Annotated in this window: 18 protein-coding genes; 6 read left to right on the top strand and 12 right to left on the bottom strand. The window is 63.1% G+C overall.

Annotation, left to right across the window (positions count from 1 at the left end; all coding sequences use genetic code 11):
- Positions 1–18 precede the first annotated feature (18 nt).
- Complete coding sequence (locus H290_RS0120500; RefSeq protein WP_231373785.1) at positions 19–1,344, bottom strand: D-alanyl-D-alanine carboxypeptidase family protein; 1,326 nt, start codon at positions 1,342–1,344, stop codon at positions 19–21.
- A 118-nt stretch (positions 1,345–1,462) separates the two neighbouring features.
- On the opposite strand from H290_RS0120500, the gene H290_RS0120495 reads away from it, so the two are divergent.
- A complete protein-coding gene (locus tag H290_RS0120495; RefSeq protein ID WP_020108707.1) occupies positions 1,463–2,644 on the top strand; it encodes a hypothetical protein in 1,182 nt (393 codons plus the stop codon).
- On the opposite strand, the gene H290_RS0120490 is transcribed toward H290_RS0120495, so the two are convergent.
- The 7 genes from H290_RS0120490 to H290_RS0120460 all read right to left on the bottom strand — a co-directional run bounded on the left by H290_RS0120490 (position 2,614) and on the right by H290_RS0120460 (position 12,311).
- Positions 2,614–4,311 (bottom strand): glycosyltransferase family 39 protein, encoded by a 1,698-nt coding sequence (locus H290_RS0120490; protein WP_020108706.1) that lies wholly within the window; start codon positions 4,309–4,311, stop codon positions 2,614–2,616. The two genes, H290_RS0120495 and H290_RS0120490, sit on opposite strands and share 31 nt — an antisense overlap.
- Positions 4,301–5,791 carry a glycosyltransferase gene (locus tag H290_RS0120485; protein ID WP_028463456.1) on the bottom strand — a complete coding sequence of 497 codons (1,491 nt, stop codon included), beginning with the start codon at positions 5,789–5,791 and terminating at the stop codon, positions 4,301–4,303. Before H290_RS0120485 ends, H290_RS0120490 begins: the two co-directional genes overlap by 11 nt.
- Positions 5,792–5,829: 38 nt before the next feature.
- Entirely contained in the window at positions 5,830–7,317 is a 1,488-nt protein-coding gene (locus H290_RS0120480; protein WP_020108704.1) for a hypothetical protein, read from the bottom strand.
- 3 nt (positions 7,318–7,320) lie between these two features.
- Positions 7,321–9,285: a hypothetical protein gene (locus H290_RS29360; RefSeq protein ID WP_036519730.1), complete on the bottom strand. Its 1,965-nt coding sequence runs from the start codon at positions 9,283–9,285 to the stop codon at positions 7,321–7,323.
- Positions 9,286–9,415: 130 nt separating this feature from the next.
- Positions 9,416–10,399 carry a TauD/TfdA family dioxygenase gene (locus H290_RS0120470; RefSeq protein WP_051122157.1) on the bottom strand — a complete coding sequence of 328 codons (984 nt, stop codon included), beginning with the start codon at positions 10,397–10,399 and terminating at the stop codon, positions 9,416–9,418.
- Between the two features lie 83 nt (positions 10,400–10,482).
- On the bottom strand, positions 10,483–11,853 hold the full coding sequence (locus tag H290_RS0120465; protein WP_020108701.1) for an aspartate aminotransferase family protein: 1,371 nt from the start codon (positions 11,851–11,853) through the stop codon (positions 10,483–10,485).
- The gene (locus H290_RS0120460) at positions 11,850–12,311 is read right to left on the bottom strand and encodes an Lrp/AsnC family transcriptional regulator (RefSeq protein WP_020108700.1); all 462 of its coding nucleotides are present in this window, start codon (positions 12,309–12,311) and stop codon (positions 11,850–11,852) included. Before H290_RS0120460 ends, H290_RS0120465 begins: the two co-directional genes overlap by 4 nt.
- A 189-nt stretch (positions 12,312–12,500) precedes the next feature.
- Here H290_RS0120460 and H290_RS0120455 point away from each other — a divergent pair, with 189 nt between their 5' ends.
- Together H290_RS0120455 and H290_RS0120450 are read left to right on the top strand one after the other, a co-directional pair.
- Positions 12,501–13,994: a gamma-aminobutyraldehyde dehydrogenase gene (locus H290_RS0120455; RefSeq protein ID WP_020108699.1), complete on the top strand. Its 1,494-nt coding sequence runs from the start codon at positions 12,501–12,503 to the stop codon at positions 13,992–13,994.
- A complete protein-coding gene (locus tag H290_RS0120450; RefSeq protein WP_020108698.1) occupies positions 13,991–15,427 on the top strand; it encodes an FAD-binding oxidoreductase in 1,437 nt (478 codons plus the stop codon). Before H290_RS0120455 ends, H290_RS0120450 begins: the two co-directional genes overlap by 4 nt.
- Positions 15,428–15,443: 16 nt before the next feature.
- Here H290_RS0120450 and H290_RS0120445 read toward each other — a convergent pair whose 3' ends face one another.
- Together H290_RS0120445 and H290_RS0120440 are read right to left on the bottom strand one after the other, a co-directional pair.
- Complete coding sequence (locus H290_RS0120445) at positions 15,444–16,325, bottom strand: universal stress protein (RefSeq protein WP_028463455.1); 882 nt, start codon at positions 16,323–16,325, stop codon at positions 15,444–15,446.
- Positions 16,315–17,823 (bottom strand): APC family permease, encoded by a 1,509-nt coding sequence (locus H290_RS0120440; RefSeq protein WP_020108696.1) that lies wholly within the window; start codon positions 17,821–17,823, stop codon positions 16,315–16,317. The genes H290_RS0120445 and H290_RS0120440 overlap by 11 nt, the downstream gene beginning before the upstream one ends.
- A gap of 333 nt (positions 17,824–18,156) precedes the next feature.
- On the opposite strand from H290_RS0120440, the gene H290_RS30350 reads away from it, so the two are divergent.
- Entirely contained in the window at positions 18,157–20,067 is a 1,911-nt protein-coding gene (locus tag H290_RS30350) for an HNH endonuclease signature motif containing protein (RefSeq protein WP_231373784.1), read from the top strand.
- Positions 20,068–20,086: 19 nt separating this feature from the next.
- Here H290_RS30350 and H290_RS0120430 read toward each other — a convergent pair whose 3' ends face one another.
- Positions 20,087–20,965 carry an SDR family NAD(P)-dependent oxidoreductase gene (locus H290_RS0120430; protein ID WP_028463453.1) on the bottom strand — a complete coding sequence of 293 codons (879 nt, stop codon included), beginning with the start codon at positions 20,963–20,965 and terminating at the stop codon, positions 20,087–20,089.
- A gap of 20 nt (positions 20,966–20,985) precedes the next feature.
- The gene (locus H290_RS0120425) at positions 20,986–21,663 is read right to left on the bottom strand and encodes a TetR/AcrR family transcriptional regulator (protein WP_231373783.1); all 678 of its coding nucleotides are present in this window, start codon (positions 21,661–21,663) and stop codon (positions 20,986–20,988) included.
- Positions 21,664–21,744: 81 nt separating this feature from the next.
- On the opposite strand from H290_RS0120425, the gene H290_RS0120420 reads away from it, so the two are divergent.
- A complete protein-coding gene (locus H290_RS0120420) occupies positions 21,745–23,094 on the top strand; it encodes a hypothetical protein (protein WP_020108692.1) in 1,350 nt (449 codons plus the stop codon).
- Complete coding sequence (locus H290_RS0120415; protein ID WP_020108691.1) at positions 23,091–24,518, top strand: acyl-CoA reductase; 1,428 nt, start codon at positions 23,091–23,093, stop codon at positions 24,516–24,518. The genes H290_RS0120420 and H290_RS0120415 overlap by 4 nt, the downstream gene beginning before the upstream one ends.
- Positions 24,519–24,527 lie beyond the last annotated feature (9 nt).

The raw sequence follows: 24,527 nt of genomic DNA, 5'->3' as shown, positions 1-24,527 counted from the left end.
ACGGTCGAACAGGGCGATTCAGGATCGCTTGCCCAGCCGTAGCCCGGCGTAGACCAGCGCCACCACGATCAGCGTGCCGATGAGACCGATGGTCAGCTTGGCCGTCCCCGACAAGCCGTCAGAGGTCAGGTCGTCGGCCGATGCGTTGTCGCCCGTGCCCGGAGGGTCTGATTCCGACAATTCCTCGATCAGGTCGTCGGGTCCGTCGATCAGGACCCCGATGTTCTGATCGGCCGGCTGTGCGAAGCCGTAGTCGAGCAGCGCCTCGGCCTGACGCCAGTACGAACCGTAGCTGTCGTTGAGGCCATACATCTGGACCACCAGAATTTGCCTCCCGTCGCGTTCGGCCACACCGACAAATGTCTTGCGCGCATCGTCGGTATAGCCGGTCTTGCCGGCGACCGTTCCCTCGTAGTCGTAGAGCAATTGGTTCATGTTGTAGAGGTCGATGCCACGATCGCCCGTGGGTGTGGTCTCCGGGACGGTCTCGGTGGAATTGCCGCCGTCGGACGCCGACGGTGTTTCGGTGGGCATGCCCGGGTAGCCGGGGAAGCGGGCCTGATCTTGCTCCGAGATCTCGACGAAATCAGGATTCTGCATGGCTGCCCGGAAGATCACGGCCTCGTCATACGGGGACGTGCTCATCCCCGGTGCATCAAGACCCGACGCGGATGCGGCCCTGGTGTCTTGGGCGCCGAGGTGCGCAGCCATCGCATTCATCTTCTCCAGCGTCGCCTCGGTGCCACCGAGCTTGCGCGCCAACGCATTCGCACAATCATTTCCGGACACCAGCATCAGCCCGGTGAGCAGGTCGTGCACGGTGTACGTGCCACCGGGTCCGACTCCGGCGGCGTCACCTTCCACCTCGTCGTCCGCCTGTGTACCCAGGACGGTGTCGTCGAGATCCAGTTCGTCGAGCACCACGAGGGCCAGTAGCACTTTGATGGTGCTGGCCGGTCGGTAGCGCCCGTGTGGGTCCTTGGCGGCCAGCACCGTCCCCGAGGTCAGGTCCGCGATCAACCAGGCGGCCGAGGTCAGCCCCTCGGGCGCCGGCGCGGCACCCGCGGCGAGGACAACACCACAGGCGCCGAGTTCATCTCCACCGATCGGCGGATCGGGAACCGGCAGCGGGGCCGGCGTGGTGTCTCCGGCGGGAACGACCTCGGATTCGTCAACCGGCGGAACAGGTGTGGTCTGGTATGGGCACGCGTCGGTCACCGTTTCAGGCGCCGGCGAGGCGCCCACCGGCGACGTGGTGGTCACGGGATCGGCCGTGGACAATGCGGTGCCGCCGATACCGGTGAGCAGGAGTGACGCCGCCAATAGTGCCGCGGCGCGTGTCATGGGTCGGATCATCGCACCGGACATTACCGCCGCCGGGGCGCGGCGGTACCTCCGAGCCGCGAGAATACTGTCGAATTGACCTTCTCGACTTCCGTTCACCCGGCACTAGGATGCGGTGATGAGCCGCGCACGAGCCTTCGGTCGGTACGTGCCGAGTGTGCGTGGACCGGTGCCCAAGCTCGTGGTCGCGTCGATGGTCTCGGTGGTCCTGATCGCCTCCTGCGGTTCCACCGACACACCCCCGCCGAGTGGTGTGCGGGTCGAGACCACCGGCGACGGATTCCTTCTCGACGGAGATCCCTGGTGGCCAACCGGTTTGAACGCCTACCAATTGGGCACCGACTGGTCGGTCAACGAGGGGTGCGGAGCGCAGGTCGATCTGGATGCGTACTTCAAGGCGCTTCCGGACTCGTCGATCACCAGGTTCGATCTCTATTCGTCGATGGCGGTCGACAAGGACACCGGACAACTCGATTTCGGTCCACTCGACGCCGTCTTCGATGCGGCGCAGCGCCACGATCAACTTCTGGTCCCGGTACTGGCATCGGGTGAAGGTGCTTGTGAGGACCTCACATTCAAGGATCGCGACTGGTATGAGCAGCACTGGGACGAGCCTGGCGCCGTCGCCACCGGGGCCGATGCGAAGTCGATGTCCTATGCACAGTGGCTCGACACCGCTGTTGTTCGTTGGGGCGGCCGGAGTTCGCTGGCCGGATGGGAGTTGATGGGTGAGCCCGAGACCAGTTACTGCGGCAACGACTCGTGCGCGTGGCAGGACCGCGTCTGTCCGGACGATGCCGCCGCAGTGTTGCGGACCTTTTTCGACGCGGCCGGTGCCCGGTTGCGGGCACTGGACCCGGACACGCCCATCTGGGCCGGCTTGGCCGGGGGAGGTCAGTGCGGTGCGCAGGGACAGGAGTACGAGTTCGTCGCCCGGTCGGACGGTATCGACGTGCTCGACTACCACGACTACGGGCCGGTGGGTGTGCCGCTTCCCGGTGATCCCGACAACGGACTGGCGCGGCGAATCGCACAGGCCAGGGCCGTGGGGAAGCCGCTGATCGTTGCCGAGATCGGCGAGGAGGCCGGGTCGTGTCGGACATTGTCCGCGCGCGCCGCCGACCTCAAGGCAAAGGTCGACGCACAGCGGACCGCCGGCACGGCCGGCGCCCTGTTCTGGTCATTTGTGCCGGACCCGCGTACCGACGAGTGCACCCTCGACATCGGGCCCGGTGACCCGCTGTTCGGTCTCCTCGGGAAGCTGCCGGATCAGTCCTCGACCTCGGCAAGCACTCGGTAGATGCGCCATTCCGGTTGGTTTTCACCGTCATTGGGGACTTCGAGGGCGAGTGTGGCGATGTCGGCGCCGGTCTCGTAGAGCGTCGGATACCGAATGTTGAGCGCGTCCGATTCGCCGCGTCCGGAATTGGGCACCGCCAGGAGATACTGGACATTGTTCGCCGCCGGATCGTTGAGGATCGCGGTGAAGTCCTGATCTGAGGGCACCACAAAGGTTTTGGGTTTCGTCGACGCGACCACCACCGCGAATCCGTACACCGTGTCGGCGAGGACCGAGCCCTCGGGCAGGTCGAGGCCATCGAGGTATTCCGCCATCCCTCGTTCGGTGGAGAAAGTGGCGGCGATCCGGTGTTCGGTTGCTTTGCGCTCGGAGACGTTGTCGGGCTCCGGCGCCAGGATGGCTCCGAGGCCGTATTCCTGCGGCGCGTGTTCGGGATTGCTCATCGCCCAGGCCGAGCTCGGAACGGTCACCGCAAGGAGAAGTGCCGAGGCCGTGAATGCGGACCATACCCGGAGCCGGCCGGTCCGGTTTGGCGACCCCGGAAAACGGTCGGGTGAGAGTGATTGCCGGGGGGCATATTTGCCGCGCCGTTTGGTGATGGTGCAGGCCCTCGGCGGCAGGAGGAGCACTGCCATGGTCGCCGCCATCGGGAGGGCGAGGATGTAGAACCGCAGGAATCCGAACGTCGAACCACTGGCGTAGCTGTATGCCTGGAAGGTGAGGACCGCGCCGAACACAAAGAGCGGGAACAGCAATGGGACCCAGTCATGGCGCCACCATCCGGCCACACCCGACAGGATCGCGAGTGGGATCAACGTCGGCGCCAGCATCACGGTCGAGGTCAACGCGAACTCGAGGCCGGGGATGAACTCCGTGGGTGTCTGTGTACCTGATTGCTGCAAGATCGCCGAATTACCGTACTGCGAGCTGAATTGGGCAAACGCCTGGCCGGTGATCAGCCAACTCGTGACGGCCCAGCCGAGGAAGGCGAAGAACCCGGGCAGGACGATCAAACCACCGTCGAGCATTGCTCGCTTCCAGCGTAGGTGCTTGGCACTGCGAGCCGCCGTGATCGCACCGACCAGGATGGACGCAGCGGCGATCGCGGCGACGGCGTCGTAGCGGGTGAGATAGCCCAGTGCCAAAGCGATTCCGGCGGCGGCGAGGTGGTGGACGTCGTCGTCTGTGGCCCAGGCGATCAGGCGTCGGACCGCCCAGCATGTGAAGAAGATGAACGGAGCTTCGCTCATTCCGTTCGACGCGTAGAACAGGATCATCGGGTTGAACGCGAACACCGCTGTGATGAAAAGGGTGAAAGTGCGTGGAAGTGCACGGTCCGAACCGATTCCGAAGATCTGAACCGCCGCGCCCGCCATGAACAGCGAGGACATGATCGAGCCGGAATAGGCGAACTCGGTCATCGGCTGCCAGATCCCGCTGAGCGCGACAGTGGGGAGCTGTACCAGGGCGGTCAGCGGCGTGAAGATGAAACCGATGGCGGCGACGTGCGGATCGCGACTGAAGAGGACCGATTGGGCCGCGGACACCCGCGACAATGCATCACCCAGAAGAAATCCGTGGTGGACGCCCAGGAAATATCCGACGCCCAGGTAGACCACTGCGGTGACGAGGTAGATGATTACGCTCAGGCGACGGCTACTGAGCATTGCCCGCCTCTGTCGCCGGATCGTCCGGGTTCACATCGGTCTTGACCGACAGGCCGTGGAAAGTCTTCTCCCAGTATGACGGATTGCGGATCAGCTGATAGCAGCCCTTGGCCGAGGCGATGCTCATCATCACCCAGTAGACGGGAACGGTGAGGACCGGGACCAGCAGATCGGGACGGTCGTCTTCCCGGATGGCGATCAGATTCATGTAGATGGTGGCACCGTTGCCGAAGATGAGCGAGATCAGCGCCGGGAAGTAGATGTACCAGGGGAACACTTCTTCGATGAAAGCCGGCTGTCCGAGAAACCACATCACCGTGATCAACCAGAAGATCAGGTTCAGACAGGCGATGATGGGTGTGCCCATGAGCAGCAGCGTGAATCGGATGAACCCGACGGTACCAATGGCCTTCCAGAGCGTGACGGGCCGCCGTACGTGCACCAGCCAGGTCTGGAGGTACCCCTTGTACCAGCGCGAACGCTGCCGGATCCAGTTGATGTGGTCACTGTTCGCCTCTTCCAGCGTCACCGAGTCGATCACCGCTGTGCGGTAACCGGTTTCGGCGATCCGGACGCCGAGGTCAGCGTCTTCGGTGACATTGAACGGATCCCAGGCGCCGATCTCGCGCAGAACCGAACGCCGCAGGTGATTCGAGGTGCCGCCGAGGGGGATCGGAGACTTGCTCCTCATCAGTCCGGGAAGCAGATATCCGAACCACAGACCGTAGTCGGCGGTGAACCAGCCGCAGAGCAGATTCTGTCTGCCGTTGTGGAACGCCAGTTTTGCCTGCACGCAGGCGATTGTGTCGTCACCTTCGGCGAAGGCGACCACAACTCGGCGCAGTTGCAATGGGTCCGGCAGATCCTCGGCATCGTAGATCGTGACGATGTCACCGGTCGCCAGGTGAAGTCCGTAGTTGCACGCCTTCGGTTTGGTACGCGGGTCGGCGGGCGGGACCAGGACAATCGTGATCGTGTCGACGTCGCCGCAGGCTTGCGCCGCATTGATCGTCACGTCGTCGTCGGCTTCGAGGAGCAACAGGACTTGAAGCTTTTCGGCGGGATATTCGAGTGCGCCCATCGCCCCGATGAGATCGGCGACCACTTCCGGTTCGTTGTAGGCAGGCACCAGGATCGTGTACGCCGGGAGTTCGGAATCAGGTACGGCGCGGGCACGTTCATCGCTGATCGTGATCGGCCCCGAGGCGAGTCCACGCCGGAAGAGCACCAACCGGTCGGCCATTGACCAGACGTATAGCAGCGTGCACAGTCCGATCAGGACTGTCACGGTGGCGATCGGTTGCCAGACGGCACATCCGATCACCACCACACAGAACACGATCAGGACAGCCTTTTGCCATCCGACGATTGCGGTGGATGCCGATCGCAGTGGATCGACGGTCCTTAGACCTTCGATGGCGTCGAACAGCGCCGCTTCCTTGAACTCGTCGCTGTCGGGATCCATGCCCTCCGTGGTCATTCCGACGTTGTGCGGTTGTCCGGATCCGCCCCACTCGATCATGATGATTCCGTCGCCGCGGCGAGTTGTGTGGCCACCAGATCCCGGCCGAACACGGTCAGCAGTCCGGCGTCCTTGAAGTCGGGGTCGTCGTCGGTCGCCACGGAATTGCCGCGGATGAGGACCATGAACACGGTGTTGAGGTTGGACACCAGCGCGTCTTCGGGTTCGGGGAAAGGCGCGCCGGGATCGTGGTTGTCGACCGTCAGCAGGGTGACACGTTGGGCCTGGCTCTTGTTGCGCCACGTCCACGTCAACTTCGTCCAGGTCACGTGCAGGGTGTCGTCGATGACGGTGAACATCTCACCGACGACGCCGTTTCCGAGGTCGACCTCGCGGCCCTCGCTGGTACGGACTGCCTTCATGTCGTAGATGACGCTGTCGGGATAGACGGTGAAGCTGACAGGCGAGGGTGAGGTGACACTGTCGACGACCACGGTGCGCGGGCGGGACAGCTTGTCCCACGCCGGATTTCCTTCCTCGGCCGTCATGTATTGGCGAATCAGGGTTGAGTCGCGTCCGAAGAACCGTTTGACGAAGTCGAATTCGCTGGTGTCGGTGGTCTGCCATCCGGTCGGTGCGATCAGCGGCGTGCCGAACTCGAGCGCATCTTCGCGATAGACCGGCGGTGCGGAGGAGGTGGGAGGGCTGATCAGTGCCAACAACACGGCGAACACCAGAACCAGGGCGCCGGCCAGCTGAATGGTCTTCGCCGACAACGAGTTGATGGGCCCATTGAACGGTGCCTTGGTCTCACCTCGGCGTGAACTCAGGTACATCACCGAACACACCACACTTGTTGCCGTCAACGAAGGGATCAGTTCATAGGCTATGACCCGTGCGTCCGGAAAGAGCAGCATCATCCCGAGCACGATCGCGCTGCCGAGAACAGCGGTGGCGGCGGCGCCCACGAATCCTCGGCGGCGGGTCCGGCCGACCGCGAGCGCGGTGGCTGCAGCGGCCAATAAGACCATGACAAATCCTGCCGCGTACCGGGTTCCACCGAGCGATATCACCAGGATGCGGAACCCGATCGGGAAAGCTGCGAGGAGCAACAGCCACACCCAGGCGAACCGGGCGACCGGGCGCAGACCGAACATCGTCACCGAAGCACTGACCACGAACAACCACATCGCCAGCATGTCGAGCCGCAGCAAGTGGTATTGGTCGGCATACCGTTCGAGCAGTACGCCTTTGACGAGCAGCGCCAGGACCATTCCCATGAATCCGACGATGAGATCGGTCTGACGATCGTGGATGGGCAACTCGGCGTCACGTCGCCTCGCCACACCTTGCGCGGCGACCAAGGTCAAGAACGGGATGGCCAGGACGTAGCCGACGATGGCACCGGAGAAGGTCTCCTCCATGAGACTGTCGAAGCTCGGCCAGAAGGCAACCAGCGTGAGCACGCCGATCACTGTCCAGCGGAAGGCAACTCGGTAGACCGGGGGAAGATTGGGCAGCAGTTCCGATCCTGCGGCCGGCATCGATCAGCTCCCCGGTTCGCGGCGGCGGTTTCGCAACACGATGATCGCGACCACAATGGCGATGGCCACGAGTACGCCCCCGGCGATCCAGCGGATCACCGAATCGTTGTTGTCGTCGGACTGCTGCGGTGCTGCCGCGCCGTCGGCGATCACCGTGATCGGGTCGCGGTCCGGTACCTGCACAATCGCATCGCCGTGCAGGGTGGCCCAGCGGTCCTCATCTTCGTCGAGCCAGTCCAGCAAGGCATCCAACTGTCCGGGTGCGTCGGTCGAGGTGGCGACCAGCGCGGTGCGGGTGCCGTCGAACACCGTCTGCAAGGAGCCGAAATTCACACCTGGTTCCAGGGTCAGTGTCGTCGGGGTGTTGTTGCCGTCGACTCCGGTCAGCTCGATCGGACCGGAGGAGGTCTTGCTCACCGGAAGGACCAGGTCGTCGTCATCCCAGCTGTCCGCGGAGATCAGGATCGCCGGATTCGACGAGTTCTGTGCCTGCTCCAACGGCATCACCGTGGTGCTGATCGGTACCGCGCTCAGGCGCTGCAGACCTTCGACGATGGTCACTGCTCGGCTCGTGTCCGCGAAGGAGTCGGGACCGATTCCCACCTCGATCTGCGGCATCATCGCCTGCGGGATCGATTGGAAGCCGGTCGGAAGCGGCGGGTCCGCGTTCGTGCTCTGGACCGGGCTGTCTCCGTCGATGGTCAGGGTGAGAGGGGCACTCTGGCCACAACCGCCGGTGTTTCCGGCGGCATCGACGGCCACGGTCAGATCCGTGAAACGCTGGAGAAGGTCATCGGGTAGGTCGACCCACGTATCGATGACACCGTCTGCTTCGGTGGCCCATCGGCTGATCACGGTGTCTCCGACCGAGATCACCACCTGCCCTCCGTAATTCGGTGGCAACGGGGTGTACGAGCCTTTCAGGTTGACCCTGATGCCCTTCGCGCTGCGGCCGAGTCGCGTCTGATCGATTCCGATGGTGACCTGGGGATTGGTTATTGCCGTGGCGCTTTGACCTGGTTCACCGATGGCGAGCAGTGTGGTCGATGAAGGAGGTAACTGGGGGGTGACCTGCAGTGGGCCGGCGACGGCCTTGGAACTGACTGCAAGTTCCGACAGGTTGCTGGTGAGCAGGTTGGTCTGATTGGTCAGATCGGTGGCCGGCCCGCTGATCAGCAGGGTCGGAACCCCGACAGAACCCAGGAGCGTCACGGCACTCTCCGGACGTTCGAGAATGGTGATGCGGCGCTCGAATGCCGCCGACAGTCCGGCCAGGGCCTCTTGGCCATCGGGGAGTTGTTGCACCGCAACATCGATCGGTTGTGAGCCGTATCGGGACACCACAGACGCGGTCAAGGCAACGGCGGCGTCGGATTCTGCCTGGGTGGGTGCGGCCGGAATGGCAATGGTGAGTTTCTCGAGCACCGGCGGCAAGAAGTCGGCAATGGTTTGTGGTCTGGACTCAGTGGCGACGAAGTTGACCGCGGCGTCCGTCAGGGCGACCGGCACATCCGTGTCGACGACGCATGTGCCCTCGATCGGAACCAGATCGGTTCGCAGTGTGAGCGCAATGGCGTTGTCGACGATCTTCGCGCCGGTCAGTCCGATCGTGACGGGTGCAGGTGCCCCCACCGGCAGTTCGACGCGGGTGAGGGTGTCGGTGCCCTGCATCGCGGTGAGGGTTGCTCGCTGCAGGTTCGGAGGCACCGCCGCCGTGGCCTGTATTGCGGCCGGAGTGAGACCGGGCGGGACCGGAAGGGTCAGAGAAGTCTCACCCTGCTCGCCGTATATCGCCACCGTCGAATCCCGGCCGAGGGTGGGAAAGGCCACCACGGGCGCCTGCGCGAGTGCCCCGCCATCGCCCGGTGCCGCAGTGGCCGCGGGAATCAGAAACGCCGGAATTGCGACAAGCGCTGCCGTGGTGACCACGGCAAATGCGCGAATGGATCGTCTGTATGCCGTAGTCATCCCGGCAATCGTATGCGTTCAGAACAATTATCCGCAGATGAACGCGTGTCTGGACTTTCGGTGTTACCGAGTTGGTGCTTACTCGTTCAGTTGTGCCGAAGACAATTATCCGGGTTGAATAGCTGTTCGATTACTCGTCGGCAAAACCGCGAATACTCGCCGTGCTTGCCGGCACCCATCCGACCAGCGGCTGTGGCGTTTCGACAACCGAGTATTCGGTCGCATCGCCTTCGATGATCGTCGACCGATCATGATGTATGCCGATAGGGATGTCGCCGGCAACCGTAACGCGGTTCACCCGACGGAATTGATCGCCGAAATCGGCCACGCCGTAATGCTGGGTGGAACGGTTGTCCCAGATCGCCACGTCCCCGTCGTTCCAGTTCCAGCGGAAAGTGTTGTCAGGACGCTCGATCCGGGCCTGGAACAATCGCAGTAGATCCGTGGATTCCGAGGTCTTCAAACCGGCGAACGACTTCACGAAATGTCCCAGTGTCAGGGCTCGCTCGCCCGTTTCGGGATGTACCCGTACGACGGGGTGTTCGGTCTGGAAAGCATTCTGGACGAACTCTGCGCGATAGGCGGGGTCGGAGCCGACTCCGGTGGTCAGATGTTCGGCGTAGTCGTAGTTGTTGGTGTGCACGCCCCGCAATTGGTCGGCCAGCACGCGCAGCGGCGTGGGAAGCCCGGCGTAGGCGGCCACCGTCGACGCCCAGATCGTGGCGCCGCCGTATGCGGGCCGGTCGGTGGAGCGCAGCATGGAGAACTTGGGGATCCGGTCGACAAACGAGACGTCTGTGTGCCACGAGTTGGCGGCGCCCTCGATGGGGAGCAGATCCGCACCGCGGGACAGAACGGTCGGGTGCGCCTTGGTGGGCGTCCCCAGCAGCGACGCGAACTCATATTGGCTGTTGTCATCGAGATGATGCTGACCGGTGAAGATCACGGCCTTGTGGGTCGCGAGGACAGTGCGGATCGCCTGCACGGTCGCGTCGTCGAGGTCACCGGACAGTCGGACACCGTCCACCCGGGCGCCGAGATGTTCGCCGAGTTTCGTCACCGCCAGCGCGTGGTGGTTCGTCGATGTGGCCGGGGAGTCAATCAGTTCTGTCATGGGATCGAGTGTGCCCTGGCGTGACCAGGTGGCCACCGTTTGAATTCAGTCTGATCGCAACACGATAACTGCTCGGCCCGGAATCAGATCTTTGTGTACGCCTCGGTCAATACCGACCGCAGGATTTCTTCGATTTCGTCGAACTCGGTCTGCCCACAGGTCAATGGAGGTGCAAGTTGCACCACCGGATCTCCCCGATCGTCGGCACGGCAATACAGGCCGGCGTCGAACAAGGCCGTCGACAGAAAATTGCGCAGGACCCGCTCGGACTCGTCGGGTGTGAATGTTTCCTTGGTGGTTTTGTCTTTCACCAATTCGATGCCGTAAAAGTAACCCTCGCCTCGCACGTCGCCGACTATCGGCAGGTCGTGCAGGCGTTCGAGCGTCTGCCGGAAGTCCGGCGCGAGTTCCTTGACGCGGTCGTTGAGACCCTCACGCTCGAAGATGTCGAGGTTGGCCAGCGCGACAGCCGCCGAAACCGGGTGTCCGCCAAACGTGTAACCGTGGGCAAACGATGTGGTGTTGTCGTCGAAGGGCTCGAAGAGTCGGTCCGTCGCGATCATCGCGCCGATCGGGGAGTAGCCCGAGGTCATGCCCTTCGCGCAGGTGATGATGTCGGGGACGTAGCCGAAGTCGTTGCAGGCGAACATCGAACCGATCCGGCCGAACGCACAGATCACCTCATCGGAGACCAGGAGGACGTCGTACTTGTCGCAGATCTCGCGGACTCGCTGGAAGTAACCGGGCGGCGGCGGGAAACAGCCTCCGGCATTCTGCACGGGTTCGAGGAAGACCGCCGCGACCGTGTCCGGTCCCTCGAATTCAATGGCCTCGGCGATGCGATTGGCCGCCCAGAGACCGAATTCTTTGGGGTCGTCGCCGTGTTCACCGGCGCGGTAGAAGTTGGTGTTCGGGACTCGGAATGCGCCCGGTGTGAGTGGCTCGAAGGCTTCCTTCAGTGCGGGGATGCCGGTGATCGCCAGGGCGCCCTGCGGTGTGCCGTGATAGGCGATCGACCGCGAGATGACCTTGTGCTTGCCGGGCTTTCCGGTCAGCTTGAAGTATTGCTTCGCCAGCTTCCACGCGCTTTCGACGGCCTCGCCGCCGCCGGTGGTGAAGAAGACCCGGTTGAGGTCTCCCGGTGCGTGGTGGGCCAGGCGTTCGGCCAATTCGATGGCCGGCGGTGTCGCATAGGACCAGAGCGGGAAGAAGGCGAGCTCCTTGGCCTGCTTGGCCGCTGCCTCGGCCAGCTCGACGCGGCCGTGTCCGGCCTGCACCACAAAAAGTCCCGACAGTCCGTCGAGGTAGCTGCGGCCACGGTCGTCAAAAATCCGGGCGCCCTCGCCGCGAGTGATGACCGGGGGTGTGGTCCTGTCTCCGTGCCTGGAGAAGTGACCCCACAGATGGCGCGCCGAGCGGGCGCCGAGAGTGGTGGTGTTCTCGACTTCGGTCATCGGGTACCCCAATTGTATTGTTGTTTGACCAATTTCAGGTAGACCAGCGTCTCTGTCCCGGTCACGCCGGGCTGCGATCGCACCTTCTTGTTCAGTACTTCGAGCAGATGCTCGTCGTTCTCGCAGACCACTTCGATGACCACATCGAATGATCCGGCTGTGAGAACCACGTAGTCGATCTCGTCGACCTCTGCCAGTGCCTCGCCCAGCGCGGCTGTGTCTCCGGTGCAACGGATTCCGATCATCGCCTGCCGGGCAAAGCCCACCTGCATCGGATCGGTCACCGCCACGATCTGGAGGACGCCCGCCTCGCTCAGGCGCTGAACCCGGTTGCGCACCGCTGCTTCCGAGAGTCCGACCGCCTTGCCCACCGAGGCGTAGGAGCGACGGCCGTCGGCCTGTAGCTCTTCGATGATCTTTTTCGAGATGTTGTCCAGGACTATTGGTTGCTCGGTCATGGCCCCGATTCTTCTCGATGCGCTGTCCGGTTCGATTGTTGCGCTTCACATGCTACGGAATCCGCAATAGTCTGCAACCGATTCGGAGGAAATTCGCTGTCGAAGGACGGTATTGATCGCGAAATGCGCAGTCACTCGGTAGGGTGGTGCCGAACCCCTTACCGAAGACGATCGCCCGCGAGGACTGATATGACGACCGGTTCAACAACTTTTGCCGCCGGATGGGTGAACGGACGCGAGTTGTCCGGTGCCGGTGGTGCTCACGATGTCGTCGATCCGGCGACCGGTGTCGCCGTCGCATCCACCACGCTGGCCACCGCCGCGGATGTGAACCACGCCGTCGGCGTTGCGCGAAATGCACTGGGGCAGTGGTCGAGTGCAACGCCCGTCGAGCGGAGTGCGGCACTGTCGTCATTGGCGTCCGCGATGTCGGCCGCTGCTGATCAACTCGCCGCCGAGGAGGTGCGTCAGACCGGCAAGCCGACCCGCTTGGCCACCGAGTTCGACGTCCCGGGCTCCGTCGACAACACCGAGTTCTTCGCCGGACTGGCCCGCAATCTCGAGGGTAAGGCGAGTGCCGAGTACTCGGGCGACCACACGTCGTCGATTCGAAGAGAGGCTGTGGGTGTGGTCGGATCGATCACGCCATGGAACTACCCGCTGCAGATGGCGGTGTGGAAAGTGATCCCGGCGTTGGCCGCGGGCTGCACGGTGGTACTCAAGCCCGCCGAGCTGACCCCCTTGACCACCCTCACCCTGGCCCGGCTCGCCGCGGAGGCGGGTATCCCAGACGGTGTCTTCAACGTGCTCACCGGAACCGGCGCCGAGGTGGGTGCCGCGATAGCCGGTCACGCCGGGGTGGATCTTGTCACGTTCACCGGGTCCACCGGCGTTGGGCGGCAGGTGATGTCGCAGGCCGCCGCCCACGGCACCAGGGTTCAGCTCGAACTCGGTGGCAAGGCGCCGTTTGTGGTGTTCGACGATGCCGACCTCGAGGCCGCGATCCACGGTGCCGTGGCGGGCGCGCTGATCAACTCCGGCCAGGACTGCACCGCGGCGACCAGGGCCATCGTCGCCCGTGCGCTCTACGACGACTTCGTTTCCGGTGTCGGCGAACTGATGTCGAAGGTGCGGGTCGGTGATCCCACCGATCCGGCGACCGACATGGGACCGCTGATCTCGCTGCGACATCGGGACAAGGTAGCCGCGATGGTCGACCGCGCACGTGGGGCCGGGATCCGGGTGGTCACCGGTGGCCGGGCGCCCGAGTGCCCGGGTGCCTTTTACCCCCCAACCCTTCTCGCCGATGTACCCGAAGACGCGGAGGTGTACCGGGACGAGATCTTCGGACCGGTCCTGACCGTCAGTGCTTTTGACGACGACGACGATGCACTACGCAGGGCCAACGACACCGTCTACGGATTGGCCGCATCGGCGTGGACACGCGATGTGTATCGCGCACAACGGGCTTCCCGAGACATCCGTGCCGGATGTGTGTGGATCAACGATCACATCCCGATCATCAGCGAGATGCCGCACGGCGGCATGGGCGCATCGGGCTTCGGTAAAGACATGTCGACCTACTCGCTCGATGAATACCTCACCATCAAACATGTGATGAGCGACATCACGGGAGTGACGCAGAAGCCATGGCACCGAACGATTTTCACGCTTCCCCGATGAACACCGCGGGATCGGAGGCGAAGTGGGCACTGCAGCCCACCGCGCGTGGGGTTGCGATGGTGGCCGGTGCGACCCCGGCTCCGTACTGGCTCGACAGGCCGGAGCGCCCGGCCGCGCGGGCTCGTCTGTCGGGGCGGCGCAGCGCCGACCTCGTTGTTGTCGGAGGTGGTTTCACCGGCCTGTGGGCTGCGGTCCAGGCCGCGGAGGCGAACCCGCAGCGGTCGGTTGTTCTCCTCGAAGGAGATCGGATCGCGGAGGGTGCATCCGGTCGCAACGGTGGGTTCTGCTCGGCGAGCCTGACCCATGGGCTGGTCAACGGCATGGAGCGCTACGAAGACGAACTCCCGGACCTGCTTCGGATGGGAGTCGAGACGCTCGATGCGATCTCCGATACGATCAGCCGGCTCGGTATCGACGCTGATGCCGAGCGAACCGGCGAGCTCAACCTGGCGAGTTTCGAATGGCAGGTGTCCGGACTCAAAGAGGTTGTGGATCAAGGGCGCCGGCTCGACCAGCCGCTGCGCTTCCTCGGCCGCGACGAACTCGCCAAGCATGTGAGCAGCCCCCTGGCACACGGCGCGATGTACGACCCGGACGTAATGATCATCGACCCGGCGAAACTGGCATGGGGGTTGGCCGCGGCGGCGGAGCGTCTCGGGGTCCGGGTCTTCGAGCACAGCAAGGTGACGTCGTTGACCTCGGTGGGGGATCGGGTAGCGGTCCGGACCGGATACGGGAGTGTGGATGCGACACGGGTGGTGGTGGCCACGTCGGCCTCGAAGCCGTTGCGGCGCAGGCTCGGTTATCTGATGGTGCCGGTGTGGGACTACGCCCTCATGACCGAACCACTGTCCGACAAACAACTGTCCGACATCGGCTGGTCCGGACGTCAGGGGCTGGCGGACTCGGGGAATCGCTTCCATTACTTCCGTCTCACTGCCGACAACCGGATCCTGTTCGGTGGCTGGGATGCGGTCTACTACTACGGCGGTGACACCGATCCGCGTCGTGCCCAGAAGCCCAGCGAATTCGGTCTGCTCGCCGAACACCTGCTGCAGGTGTTCCCACAACTCGAAGGCATCACCGCGACCCATACGTGGGGTGGCGTCATCGATACGTGTTCGCGGTTCAACAACTTCTGGGACGTCAGCATGGGTGGCAAGGTCTGCTCGGTGCTGGGATTCACCGGACTCGGCGTGGGGGCGGCACATTTCGGCGCCCGAACCGCACTCGACCTCGTCGATGGACGTGACACCGAACGCACACGTTTGAACATGGTGCGGTCCACACCGATCCCGTTCCCGCCGGAGCCGCTGCGCTGGTTCGGGATCACCATGACGCGTCGTGCGTTCGCCCGCGCCGACCGGAATCAGGGTCGCCGCGGTCTGTGGCTCAAGGCAATGGACGCCGTCGGCCTCGGATTCGACTCCTAGGCCCGGGTGTCGGGGGTCAGGGGGTGTAGTCCTTGGGCACGACGACGATGGGTGCGTTGGTGTTCTTGAGGATGCGCGCCGACATGGATCCCAGGAACGCACGCCGGGGCGGGGCCAGGTGTCCGGATCCGATGACCAGGGCATCGCCGCGGGACCAGTTCAGTTGTTCGAGAGCTTCTTCGACGGTATTGCCTTCGGCAACAAGGGATTCGATCTCGATGGTGTCACCGCAGCTCTTCATGGCGAGTTCGAGATTCTCGGTTGCCGCTGCGATATGACGTTGCCGGACAGCCATCGACTCCTCGTCCTCACCGGGTACGTCATCGTGTGAAACCAGTGACAGCAGTCGAAGATTCAGGCCCGCCTTCTTTGCCACATCCAGGGCGAAGGGAAGTGGGCTGTCCTTGGACTCGGTGGTAGGGATGGCGACTGTCAGGGTGGGGATGACCGGGCGCCCGGAAACCGTGTAGCCCCGAGGAGCCAGTGCCACCGGTACCGGGGAGGCATGGGTGAGCGCCGAGGAGATGCTGCCGAGTGTGTGTTTGCCCAAGATGCCGTCGCTGGTTCCACCGACAACGATCATCGTGGCTTCGGACTGCACCGCAAAGTCGATGAGCGCCTGCGGAAATGACTCGCCCACCGGGGTGTGCAAGGTGACCTCGATGTCGTCGGGAATGTCTTCTGCGCCTTCTTCGAGCCACTTCTGTGCCTTGTTGACCAGGGCTTCCTGGAATCCGGTGCGGCCCGGTGTGCCGTCGGGCTCGATTGCGCGGACCACGCAGACCAGGTCGATGGCGGCGCCGGTCGATGTCGCGATCGCGATCGCCAGGTTGACCCCGTCGTCTCCGGTGTCGGTGTAGAGGTAACCCACTGTCAGCCTCATGGTCTCAGTAGACATCGGGCACCTTGACTTCGGTGTCGGCATTGAGGGTCTTCCCTTTCCAGAAGTCCTTGGGTCCGAAAGCGAAGCACAGCAACATCAATGGGATACCGAGGACCAGCATGCCCACGCCCATGATGAACACACCGCCGACGTTGCCGACCGATGTGGATCCGTAGTCCACGGCATACATGTCGATCGCGCTCTGGATGAATGCCCACGTCATGGCGAGCGCGCCGATCAGCGGGAAGATTCCGCGGAAGAACAGATTGCGGGCCGACTGCAAAAGTGTCCGCCGGAAGTACCAGACACAGGCAAATGCGGTGATGCCGTAGTAGAACGCGACGGCGAGGCCGAGGGACGCAATGGAGTCGCCGAGTGTGTCTTCGCTGACGAGGGAGAGCACCACGTAGAACATCAGTGCCGAGGCGCCCATGACCGCTGTGCCGAATGCCGGTGTCATGTATCGAGGGTGGATACTCGCGAAGCGTTTCGGGATGGCGCCATATACGGCCATCGACAACGTTCCGCGGGCGGTGGGCAGAATTGTCGACTGGGTCGATGACAGGGCGGAGATCGAGACCGTCAGCAGCAACAGCGATGCCATCACCGAACCGGCCACGGGATCGCCGAGGATGGTGAGGACGTCATCGGTATTGTCGGGGTTGTTCAAACCGATTCCCTCCTCACCGAATCCGGCGAAGGACTGAATGGCGTAGGCAACCAGGACGTACGTGCACACGAGGATGATCGTGGTGATGACCGCGGCGCGGCCCGGTGTCTTGGCGGAGTCCTTCGTCTCCTCGCCGATGGCCAGGCAGGCATCCCAGCCCCAGTAGATGAAGATGCACAGGATTACCGCCTCGGCGATGGACGAGGCGGACAGCCCACTGGGCCACAGCCACGACAGGCTCGGGTCGATGGCCTGCGGACCGGCCTTGTCGAATCCGACCTTGAACAGTGCGATGACGCTGGCGATGATCAGAACGCCGAACTGGATGATGATGAGCACGTTCTGCATTCGCTCACTGATCAGGATGCCGCGGATGCTGACCCACGTCATCATCACGATGAGGACGGACCCGAGAAGGACCTTGATCCAGAGCGTCTCCGCCCATGAGTCGAGGTTCAGGAATTTCAGCAGGTAGACGCCGGCGATCTCGGCCACGTTGGCGAGAACGATGATCGCCGATACGGCCAGACCCCAGCCGCCGATCCAGCCGACCCACGGACCGAAAGCCTTGGTGCCCCAGGTGAAGGTGGTGCCACAATCCGGGGTGTCGTCGCCGAGTTCCCGGTAGGCGAAGGCGATCAGCAACATGGGTATGAAGGCCAGGACGAACATCGCCGGCGCCTTCTCGTGCACGGCTGCGACGACGAATCCGAGTGTGGCCGCCAGGCTGTAGGCGGGTGCGACCGCCGAGAGTCCGATGACGACGTTGCCGAAGAGTCCGAGGGCCCCGGCGCGCAGGCCTTTGTCCGGAACGGTCGGACCCGGTACTTCCGTAATGGCCATGGTTGTCTCCCGAGGGTGAGGGATTCGAACACGCTCACACTACGATTTTCGTAGTGTTGGCGCTGAGCAACGATGGAATGATTTCCAAATCGGTAACATTTCGACTAAATCAGTCGTAGGTATGGCGATCGGCAGACGGAATCGGCGACGAACTGCGGGTGTCCCGTTGATCGTCGGGGTCTATCCACAGTCCCGACAGCTATCCACAGATTTGGGTTCGACGCAGTCGTGCTGTCGTAGGTGCTGTCGTAGGCCCGTGGCATAGTAGAACACATGTTCGAGAATGAAGTGGAAGCAGCGTTCGGGGACCTGGGTGTGTCGTCCCCGTCTCTGTTGAGTCCGCAGGAGTTGGTGCGATCGCTACGGAAGGTTGCTCACGCGAAAGGCTATGCGGCATGGGCGGAATACTCCACTGCGGCGGAGATTCATCGGCAGCTTGCCAAGCCTGCCGAGACGGAGGATCTCCGTCAACTTGATGGATGGGCGCAATGCTCCGCGCGAATCGCCGCGTGCCTGAACCTGACTCCGGGGTCCGCTGATGGGGTACTCCGGCGTGCACTGGCGTTGCGCGACCGGTTGCCGCTCGTCAACCATGCATTGAAATCGGGCAGAGTTGCACCGCATCATATTTCCGACATCATCTCGCGCACAGAGCTTGTCGAGGGTATGCCGTGGGCAGCGGCGATTGATGCTGAGATTGCCGAGATGTTGTGGCGCGACGGGTCGTGGTCGATCGATCGGATGCGGAACATGGTCGATCAGATCGTGTTTCGGCATGATCCAGAAGGCGTTCGAGAACGTCGCGAAAGAGCCAAGGATGGCCGGAGCTTCCGGCGATATCCCACCCAAGACGGCATGGCCGACATTGTCGCTTCCATGACAGCCGAGAATGCGTTGTTGTTGGATAAGCGAGTTCAAGAGCTGGCGGTCCAGGTGTGCAATGCTGACCCCAGAACCAAGCCGCAACGACTTTCTGATGCGCTTTTTTGCGCGACTATGGGTGTCGATTTCGCCTGTGAATGCGGCAATGAGGAGTGTGAGTACGCATTTCGTGATTCCAGCGATGACGCGGATGGGTCGACACGATTCATTGTTCATGTGGTGATGGATCAGGCGACTGCAGAAGGACGGGCGAGTAACCCTGGATTCATCGATGGCCACGGAGTGGTCTCAGGTGATCACGCCGGTGATATCGCTCGCCGTCGCGATGCGCGGATTCGGCCACTCGGCGGCGAGTTGGTCAAGAATCGGGCATCTGAAGACGTGGCCGGCAACAATGCGTCGAGGGCGAATGTGAGTGCGTCTGCGCCCAAGGTTCCCGACCGTGCTCCGGAGACGACAACAGCTGAACGACTCGCCGAATGGAAACGGTTGACCAAGTTCGGTGACAGCAATGCGAAGGATTCTGCTGCGACGCAGTATTTGAGCCTCGCTCCCAGCGAAGCAGTCGATGACGGATCGGAGGTGGCTGTCGAACCCGAACCAGTTGATGCGGAGACCGGCCCGGCGAACGCTGAATCCGCAGCCACGCCGAGGACCAAGAACGGTCCGATCGTTGCCGGCTGTGAGGCTCCACCTGCCAAGCCGCGGCCGTCGCCTTGTCCCGATACAGAGATGAGACCAAGGCGGCAGTGTTGCACCGCAGGGAGTGAACGCGTCTACATTCGCGGCACCGGTTCATCGCCCATGCCGATGACCATGCGGTCGAATCCTTATCGGCTATCAACAGCCTTGGGCGCGTTCGTGCGTATTCGCGATGCGTACTGCGTCTTTCCCGGCTGCAATCGACCGGCATGGCGATCCGAGATCGACCACACCGAGGAATACGACCATGAGAACCCCGATGCCGGGGGACAGACCTGCCCGGAAGACACCAAGTGCCTATGCAAGTTCCACCACCTGCTGAAGTCGTTTGGTGAGTGGATTGACGTTCAGGAGCTCGACGAAGACGGGCGAAGCAGGGTCGTCTTCGTCAGCCCGGAAGGTGAGCGCTTCGAAGGCCCGGCGTGGACAGGGGAGGACTTGTTCCCCGCACTGACCGCCATGACATGGACCGGCACGAGATCGAGATCTGCGGCTGGCGATACCCAGGTCCGCACGCGCACTCGTCTGGCCCGCAAACACGCTCGGCGACAAGCTGAACGGAAACGCAATCGTCGAAGGCTCGAAGAACCAGCGGTGGAGCCCGTGCAACAGACCCACGAGATCCCCATCGAAGTCGACGATAAGCCGCCACCCTTCTAGGCCACTCAGCTGGCCAGGTCTATATACCTAGGGCGGCCAATAGTTTTTCGCTCTCGATCCACAGACGGGCCGCCGCGACATCGTCGAGGGCGACCGCGGTGGGCTGTTCTTCGTGTTTGCGATGAAAGTAGCGTCCGCTGTCGTGTCCGCCTTCGGGGTCGGTGGCCAGCCAGCAGAGTGTCTCGGCGGGTTCATCGGGGGAGACGGTGTCGGCAGAAGCCATGTGCGCCTGCATGTATTCGTCTCCGTGCGAGGCGAAGTTGCTGGCAACCACGCCTGGGTGCATGACCTGGGCGATGATCCCATCGGCGGCCACCCGCCGCGCCAGTTCGCGGGTGAACAAGATGTTGGCGAGCTTGGCCTGCCCGTATGCGGCCGCGGCAGAACGAAACCCGGTGAGGCTTTGCATGTCGTCCCAATCGATCCCGCGGCTCATCTTGTGGGCATTGGAAGACACCGCGACCACTCGTGTCGAACCAGGAACCGAACCGTCGGTATTCGCCACGAGCAGCGGCATCAATTCTCTGGTCAGCACGAAGGGGGCGAGATGGTTGGCGGCGAAGGTGGCCTCGGTGCCTTCGGTGGTGACTATCCGTTGATCCCGTACACCGCCGGCATTGTTGATGAGCACTTGGACGCGGTTCGTCAATTCGGTGATCTCGGTGGCCACGCGTTGAACGTCGGCCATCAGGTCGAAGTTGCCGCGCAGCATGCTGAATCTCCCGCCGGCGCCCGCTGATTCGGCGATCTCGGCCTCGGCGATCGCACAACGACCGGGGTCGCGGCCCACACCGATCACCTGCCAGCCCATCGCCACCAGTTTGCCGGCGGTCGACTTCCCGATTCCTGCGCTGGCTCCGGTGACGACAGCGACCGGACTATTCGCATCGAGTTCCATGGTTGTCTCCTCGTGTGTCGTCATCGTGCTCGTAGGCCGTTGAGTAGAAGGCCGACGGTGAAATGAACCTGCTCGTCCAGCTCTGCCGGGGTCGGTTCTCGGCCGGCGACAATGGCACGCACCCAGCCGCCGACCACCAGACTCAAGAACGCCCGAGCGGCGAGGTCGGAGTCGGTGGGGGCGATGTGTCCGGCGATGACCGCACGGTCGAACAGGCCGGCGACGAAGTCGATCACCGGTTTTGCGCTCTGCCGGTAGTTCGATGCGAACAGCTCGGGGAACCGGTAGCTCTCGGTGTTGATGATGCGTTGCAGCCGAACACCATTGGGTGTCATCACCTGGCGGATACGCAGCCGGGCGATCGTCTCGAGGGTTTCGGCGAGGTCACCTTTGTCGGCATCTGCGAGTGCGTCGTCGGGCACGACCTGCCGTTCGATGGCACGCTGCGTGGCGGCATGGAACAGGGAGGCCTTGTCGGGGTGGCGCGCATAGACGGTGCGCTTTGTCATGTGAACCCTCGCGGCGATCATCTCGATCGTCGCGAGTTCGTATCCGTGTTCGAGAAACAGGTCGAGCGCTCCGTCGAGTAGCTCTTGGTGGCGTGCTTCTGCCTGCTCGCGCGTGGGGCGGCCTGCCCCACGGTGAACCGATGGATCCGTGTTCGTCATCGCACCCTCGCCGAAGTTGCCTCTTGCCATGAGCATCGCTTACGAGTAGTAATGATACGCATAAGGTGCCATTAAACGGAATCAGCTCGACATAGTTGAAAGGTTGACCTAGTGACTTCAGCCACCGAGAAGCTGGTGAGTTTGGTTGATGCCAAGGACCGCTTCGACCATTCGCCTGCTGACCTGCTGCCGACCCAGATCGAAGCGCTCGAGGAGCGCTTCGCGGAACGAAGAGATCGCATCAAACTGCTCGGTCACCGGGCCCGCGAGGCCGGTATCACCGAGGTCCGCAGCCGCGAGGACATGGTGGCGTTGCTGTTTCCGCACACCGCGTACAAGAGCTATCCCGAGAGCTTCCTGATCGAGGAGAGGTGGGACCGGCTCGGTAAATGGCTCGGGACGGTCTCCCCGTATCCCATCAGCCCGATCGAGACCGCCGACATCGGTGACATCGACGAGTGGATCGGGCGCCTCGCGGCAGCCGGGCACTATGTGTCCTGCTCCAGCGGTACCACCGGGAAATCGGCGATGTTGCCGGCCACCGAGAAAGACATGGCGTGGTCGCGGATCGACACGGTCAACGTCTTCTCGTGGGGGTCGGGCGTCGAACCGGCCGCGGACCGGCGGATCATGGGTTTGGCGCCCACGGCGTCCGTCCCCAAGAACGAGGTCATCGCGGGGGCTCAGCTCGCGGCATTCGGCGATCCGGCCCGGGAGCGGTTTCGGTTGCCGATCCCACCGATCACAGTCGGTTCGCTGACCCGGATGGTGGTGCTGCGCAAGAAGATCGCCGATGGCACCGCCCGACCCGAAGAACTTGCCGACTTCGAGCGGACCTCCCTGGAGCGTCAGGAAGGCCTCGACAAGGCGATGATCAGTGGCGCCGAGGCGCTCATCGAGTATCGCCACGAAAAGCTCTACATCTCGGGAATGTGGAACTCGCTGTATCAGCTGGCCAAGCTCGTGCGAGACATGGGCTTCTCCGCGAAGGACTTTCATCCCGACAACTGCATCTACGTCGGCGGCGGACTCAAGCGGGCGCAGCTGCCACCCGACTATCAGGAGTTCGTCCACCAAACGTTCAACATTCCGGCGAACCGGGATTTCCAGAACTACTCGATGCAGGAGCTCAACTCCGGAATGCCCAAATGCCAAGCGGGGGAGCGTTATCACGTACCGCCGTGGATTGTTCCCTTCGTCCTGGACGAGTCCGGTGACACTTTGCTTCCACACGAGACCGGTGAGATCGAAGGGCGGGCAGCCTTTTTCGATCTGTCACTGGACGGCCGGTGGGGTGGGGTCATCACCGGCGATAAGATCTCGCTCGACTTCAGTCCGTGTGCCTGTGGCTGCAAGGGCGCATCGATCCGCGACAACATCGCCCGCTATGCGGATATCAAGGGCGACGACAAGATCGGCTGTGCAGGCACCGTCGACGCATATGTGAGAGGTCTGTCATGACAACGATCGATACCGACCGGGCGGCAGTGGACACCGCGGTCTCGGCGCCATTCTTCCTGCGCGGCGAACTGTTCGAGGGCCGGGAGGTCGCGCACCGGTCGCGCGATCTCGGGGTCACGTTCACCACTCCACGGATCGCGATGGACAAGGTGGTGCACCCGCGCACCGAACTGCCACCATTGCTCAACGTGCCGCTCGCCGAGATCATCGACTTCCTCGTCGAGACCGGCCGGCGCATCAAGGATCCCTGCAACCCGTTTGTGCAGGACTGCATCGACCGGATGGCCTCCACGCACGTTCTGCCGCGCGGGGTACTCGAGGCACAGGTCCAGGGCGCTGCCGCCTATCTCGACAAGCGGGTGCTCGAGACCGTCGTGGAGCAGAACTTCCCCGACCCCAAAGCACTCGACGAGTGGATCCCGAAGGGGGACTTCACCGGTCGAAAGAGTTTTGTCCGTGCGTTCGCTCCGCGCCTGGTTCATGTCCTGCCGGGCAACTCGCCCGGTGTCGCCGTGAAGTCCATCGCCCAGGGTGCGATGGTCAAGGCAGTCAACCTGTTCAAGATGTCATCGAGTGATCCGTTCACCACCGTCGCGATCCTGCGGACCATGGCCGAGATCGATCCGGACCACGCGATCGTGAAGTCCATGTCGGCGGTCTACTGGCGCGGTGGCGACGACGAGGTGGAGCGAGTGCTCTATCGCCCGCAGTACTACGACAAGATCGTGGCGTGGGGTGGCGGCGACGCGATCAACAACGTGATCAAATACCTCGGCCCGGGGTTCCAGCTGGTGTCGTTCGACCCCAAGACCTCGATCTCGATGGTCGGCAAGGAAGCATTTGCCTCCGATGAGTCGCTGGACCTCGCTGCCGAGTTGGCTGCGACCGACGTCATGATCCTGAATCAGGAAGCGTGCGTGGCCAGCCGCTTTGTGCATGTCGAGGCGAACCAGGAAGACGCCGACCGGTTCTGTGATCGCCTCCATGCACGGATCGTCGCCAAGGCGGCGGAGTCCGGGGACAGTCGGCCGCTGGAGATGGACCTGCGCGAACAGGTCGACACCTTGATGATGCTCGACGACGAGTTCCGGGTGTGGGGCAAGACCGACGGCACCGGCCTGGTGATCCGTTCGGACGAGCCGGTTGACTTCCATCCGATCAACAAGACCGCCAACGTGGTGCGGGTCGACTCCCTCGACGACGCGATGAAGTACGTCAACGTCGCAACCCAGACCGTCGGGTTCTACCCGTTCGACCGGATGTCCGACTACCGCGATCGGCTCGCCAGCGGCGGTGCACAGCGCATCGTTCACCTGGGCGAGGCGGGTCCGAGCACGATCGGCAATCCACACGATGCGATGTACCCGTTGCATCGCCTGGTGCATTGGATGGCCCATGAGGATGGCGTCGACCTCGGTCAGTAGGGGATCATG

It is taken from the genome of Nocardia sp. 348MFTsu5.1 (assembly GCF_000383535.1).
GTDB classification, from domain to species: domain Bacteria; phylum Actinomycetota; class Actinomycetes; order Mycobacteriales; family Mycobacteriaceae; genus Williamsia; species Williamsia faeni.
The sequence above is the reverse complement of the archived record's forward strand: the minus strand, read 5'-3'. Positions and strand labels throughout refer to the sequence as shown.